Origin of the sequence: Arthrobacter sp. CAN_A212, from assembly GCF_015752345.1 — a bacterium.
Classification (GTDB): Bacteria; Actinomycetota; Actinomycetes; order Actinomycetales; family Micrococcaceae; genus Arthrobacter_D.
In genome coordinates, this window is sequence record NZ_JADOUT010000067.1 from 1 (window position 1) to 1759 (window position 1759).

General features: G+C 55.7%; 1 rRNA gene. It reads left to right on the forward strand.

The features are described 5' to 3' along the window. The first annotated feature begins 180 nt into the window (after positions 1-180). Positions 181-1707, forward strand: a 16S ribosomal RNA gene (locus tag IWX64_RS16785). Positions 1708-1759 lie beyond the last annotated feature (52 nt).

Consider the following 1759-nt stretch of genomic DNA (forward strand, 5'->3'; position numbering starts at 1 on the left):
CTGTTGTTTGAGAACTCAATAGTGTGCCATGTTTGTTGATACCGATTGTTTTATTGATTGGTTGAATTTGGCTGCATGATGCCACCCCGTGGTGTTGTGTGGTTGTTTTTGGCTGGTTTCGAATTTTGCGCGTGCCTGTTTACTGGTTTTTCCTGGTGGTGGGTGCGTGTCTGTAATGCATTTACGGAGAGTTTGATCCTGGCTCAGGATGAACGCTGGCGGCGTGCTTAACACATGCAAGTCGAACGATGATCCCAGCTTGCTGGGGGATTAGTGGCGAACGGGTGAGTAACACGTGAGTAACCTGCCCTTGACTCTGGGATAAGCCTGGGAAACCGGGTCTAATACTGGATATGACCTTCTGGCGCATGCCATGTTGGTGGAAAGCTTTATTGCGGTTTTGGATGGACTCGCGGCCTATCAGCTTGTTGGTGGGGTAATGGCCTACCAAGGCGACGACGGGTAGCCGGCCTGAGAGGGTGGACGGCCACACTGGGACTGAGACACGGCCCAGACTCCTACGGGAGGCAGCAGTGGGGAATATTGCACAATGGGCGCAAGCCTGATGCAGCGACGCCGCGTGGGGGATGAAGGCCTTCGGGTTGTAAACCTCTTTCAGTAGGGAAGAAGCGAAAGTGACGGTACCTGCAGAAGAAGCGCCGGCTAACTACGTGCCAGCAGCCGCGGTAATACGTAGGGCGCAAGCGTTATCCGGAATTATTGGGCGTAAAGAGCTCGTAGGCGGTTTGTCGCGTCTGCCGTGAAAGTCCGGGGCTTAACCCCGGATCTGCGGTGGGTACGGGCAGACTAGAGTGATGTAGGGGAGACTGGAATTCCTGGTGTAGCGGTGAAATGCGCAGATATCAGGAGGAACACCGATGGCGAAGGCAGGTCTCTGGGCATTAACTGACGCTGAGGAGCGAAAGCATGGGGAGCGAACAGGATTAGATACCCTGGTAGTCCATGCCGTAAACGTTGGGCACTAGGTGTGGGGGACATTCCACGTTTTCCGCGCCGTAGCTAACGCATTAAGTGCCCCGCCTGGGGAGTACGGCCGCAAGGCTAAAACTCAAAGGAATTGACGGGGGCCCGCACAAGCGGCGGAGCATGCGGATTAATTCGATGCAACGCGAAGAACCTTACCAAGGCTTGACATGAACTGGAACAGCGCAGAGATGTGTTGGCCGCTTGCGGCCGGTTTACAGGTGGTGCATGGTTGTCGTCAGCTCGTGTCGTGAGATGTTGGGTTAAGTCCCGCAACGAGCGCAACCCTCGTTCTATGTTGCCAGCGCGTTATGGCGGGGACTCATAGGAGACTGCCGGGGTCAACTCGGAGGAAGGTGGGGACGACGTCAAATCATCATGCCCCTTATGTCTTGGGCTTCACGCATGCTACAATGGCCGGTACAAAGGGTTGCGATACTGTGAGGTGGAGCTAATCCCAAAAAGCCGGTCTCAGTTCGGATTGAGGTCTGCAACTCGACCTCATGAAGTCGGAGTCGCTAGTAATCGCAGATCAGCAACGCTGCGGTGAATACGTTCCCGGGCCTTGTACACACCGCCCGTCAAGTCACGAAAGTTGGTAACACCCGAAGCCGGTGGCCTAACCCCCTTGTGGGGAGGGAGCTGTCGAAGGTGGGACCGGCGATTGGGACTAAGTCGTAACAAGGTAGCCGTACCGGAAGGTGCGGCTGGATCACCTCCTTTCTAAGGAGCACCTCGAGCCTGTTCTCATTGGCCCTGTGTGGTTGGTGGGGGG